The 3,062-nt window shown below is 67.7% G+C and carries 3 protein-coding genes; 1 reads left to right on the top strand and 2 read right to left on the bottom strand.

The features are described from left to right. Both VGD44_RS15795 and VGD44_RS15790 read right to left on the bottom strand, forming a co-directional pair. Positions 1-546, bottom strand: a 546-nt coding sequence (locus tag VGD44_RS15795; protein WP_331088774.1) for a F0F1 ATP synthase subunit delta, incomplete at its 3' end; no start/stop codon positions are given. Positions 547-902: 356 nt separating this feature from the next. After that, on the bottom strand, positions 903-1,241 hold the full coding sequence (locus VGD44_RS15790) for a CC_3452 family protein (RefSeq protein ID WP_331088772.1): 339 nt from the start codon (positions 1,239-1,241) through the stop codon (positions 903-905). A gap of 322 nt (positions 1,242-1,563) precedes the next feature. On the opposite strand from VGD44_RS15790, the gene VGD44_RS15785 reads away from it, so the two are divergent. Next, positions 1,564-3,062, top strand: a 1,499-nt coding sequence (locus VGD44_RS15785; protein ID WP_331088768.1) for a transglycosylase domain-containing protein, incomplete at its 3' end; no start/stop codon positions are given.

Below are 3,062 nucleotides of genomic sequence, written 5' to 3'. Positions count from 1 at the left end.
CTTGAGGGCGAATTTCAGGGAGTCGAGCTTCGACTTCAGCGAAGCATCGAAGAGGCGGGAGCCGACCTTCACCTTGATCCCGCCCAGGAGGGCCGGATCGACGCGGGTCGTGATTTCAGGGTCCTTGCCCAGGGCCTGGCGGAGCGCCGCCTGGACGCCCTTGGCCTGGGCCGCGGACAGCGGCAGCGCGGTGGTCACCTCGGCCGAGACGGCGCCGCGGGCGGCGGCCGACAACCGGGCGAAGCCCTCGATGACTTCCGGGAGCGCGGCGGCGCGGCCGTTCGAGGCCAGGAGGCCCAGGAACTTCAGCGTCGTCATGCTGAACTTGCCCTTGGCGCCGATGGCGACGAGGCCCTTGGCCTTGTCGTCCGCGCTGAAGGTCGGCGACCCGATCAGGACCCGCAGGTCCCGCGAGTCCGCGATCGCGGCCTTCAGGGATTTCAGGTCGGCTTCGACCTTCGCGACTTGCTTCTGGTCGTTGGCCAGATCGAACAGGGCTTGCGCGTATCTGGAGCCCACATTCGACAGAGAGGAGTCGTCCGCCACTATTATCCGCCCGGGTCGCGTTTCACGAGCCGCCCGCAGACCGGTCTGCGACGGCTAAAGGCTTGAAAGCGCTTGAAAAAAGCACATCGGTCCTGGGGCTCGAAACAGCCCCCGGCCCAAAGCCGCGCGCCTACTAGCACGCGTTGTTGTGCGCCGCAACCGAGAGGGACCGGGGTTCCGCCGGGGGAACCTGCGGAAATCCAACGGATACCATCCTCGCCCGCTCACCCCCCGCGTCTCTCGCCCCGCGTCGCGCGGAGGTGCGCACAAGCCGAGCGCGCAAAAAAAGCCCGCGGGTTTCCCCGCGGGCCAGGCATGACAGAAGCTCGACAGAGCTGCTGGGAGACTTGGGAGCCTTACTGCTTGGCGTATTGCGAGCCGTTCGCCTTCGCGATGGCCTTGGCGTTGCAGTCGGCGAGCTTGTCCTCGGCGAGGGCCTTGCGGCCGCCGAACGTCTGCACGACGCCGACCTTGTCGGCGATGGTCTTGCAGGTCGAGGTCGCGAAGGTCTGCGAGGTCGGGGCGAGGGCGATGCAGGTGTCGCCTTCACAGTTGAACATGGCGCCGCCGGCGATGAACTTGGTCTTCTCGGCGACCGGCGCCGAGAGTTTCGCGGTGATGGCGTCGGCCGCGACGGCCTGGCCGGCGGTGAGAGTGGCGAGGGCGGCGCAGGCCGCAAGGATTTGGAGCTTCAAGGAGCCCTCCAGCGTTCGGGGAGTTGTCGGCGTCAAGGATTTGAGTACCGGCCCTGCCCGCCGCGTTTGGCCGCCTCGGGTATCCCCTCCCTTGGCGCACGTCGAACTGAGCAATGCTAAGATAACGGTGTTAAGATCGAGCGCGCAACCCCTAAAACCGCACTGCCGCTATGCATAGATGCAGACCCGCTCGGCGTTTGCGCCCGCCGCGTTTACCGGGCGTCAATGAACGTTCACGTCCCGTCAATGATGTTTGGCGTTCCGTTGCCGTGGGCTATAGGGCCCGGCGGGCGGCGTATGATCGGTAGGACGACCTAATTCCATGGCCAATGCGCAGCCGCCGGGACGCGCGCGCGCCAAGCGCACGCCCCTGCAGGCCCTGATCTACTGGACCCTGGTGCTCGCCGTCTGGGGCGCGACGTTCCTCGTCGCGTTCTTTGCGATGTTCGCCCCCGGCCTGCCCGATATCTCGTCGCTGGACGAAGCCAAACGGCGGCCGTCGATTTCTTATCTCGACCGCTCGGGCGCGCTCCTATCGGTCCGCGGAAGCCAGGCGGCGCCCGCCGTCTCGCTGGACGCCCTGCCACCCTATGTGCCCAAGGCGTTCATCGCCGTGGAGGACCGCTGGTACAACTGGCACTTCGGCTTCAACCCCTGGGGTATCGCGCGCAGCCAGATCTACAACATGCAGCACAAGGGCGAGGGACGGCCGCTGCGGGGCGGCTCGACCATCACCCAGCAGCTGGCGCGCAACCTGTTCCTCAATACCGACCAGACCTATCGGCGGAAGGCGCAGGAGCTGGTGCTGGCGGTCAAGCTGGAGGCCGTCTACTCCAAGAAGAAGATCCTCGAGACCTACCTCAACAGGGTCTACTTCGGCGGCGGCGCCTACGGGATCGAAGCCGCCTCGCAGCGCTACTTCTCCAAGCCCGCCGCGCAGCTGACCCTGGGCGAGAGCGCCATGCTGGCGGGCATCATGAAGGGCCCGTCCCGCTACTCGCCGGCCGCCTCGACGAAGAACGCCGCCCAGCGGGCCAACATTGTCCTGAACGCCATGGTCGACGCGGGCTTCATCACCGAGGCCCAGCGCGCCGAGGCGGTGCGCACTCCGGTGCGCGTCAACTCAACCCTGGCCAACCAGCGAGCGCAGTACTTCGTCGACTGGGCCGACGATCAAGTGCGGCAGATCGTGGGCGAGGAGCCCACCGAGGACCTCGTGGTAGAGACCACGCTCGACCTGCCGCTGCAGGCCTCCGCCGAGCAGGCGCTGCAGCAGGGCGTCGCCGCGGCCAAGGGCCAGGGCGTCGAGCAGGGCGCATTGGTGTCACTGGACGGCGAGGGCCGCATCCGCGCATACGTGGGCGGCACCGGCTACCTGCAGAGCCAGTTCGACCGCGCCGCCATGGCCAAGCGCCAGGCCGGCTCGGCCTTCAAGCCGTTCGTCTACCTGACCGCCGTGCAGGCGGGCTACACGCCTTCGACCCTGGTGATCGACCAGCCGATCAAGATCGGAACCTGGGAGCCCCGCAACTACACCGGCGAGTACCTGGGCGAGATCGACCTGCAGACGGCGCTGGCCCAGTCGGTCAACACCGTGGCCGCGGACCTGGCCAGCAAGGTGGGCACCTCGAACGTCGCGGCCACCGCCCATCGCCTGGGTATCACCTCCCCCATCCAGCTGGATCCGTCGATGGCCCTGGGCGCCGTCGAGGTGAGCCCGCTGGAGATGGCCCAGGCCTATGTGCCCTTCTCCAACGGCGGCTCGGCGGCGAAGGCCTTCGGCATCGAGCGCATCCGCACGGCCCGCGGCGGCCGGGTCCT

Source organism: Phenylobacterium sp. (genome assembly GCF_036402295.1).
In the GTDB taxonomy this organism is placed as follows: Bacteria; Pseudomonadota; Alphaproteobacteria; order Caulobacterales; family Caulobacteraceae; genus Phenylobacterium.
This window is presented reverse-complemented; position numbering and strand designations above follow the sequence as displayed.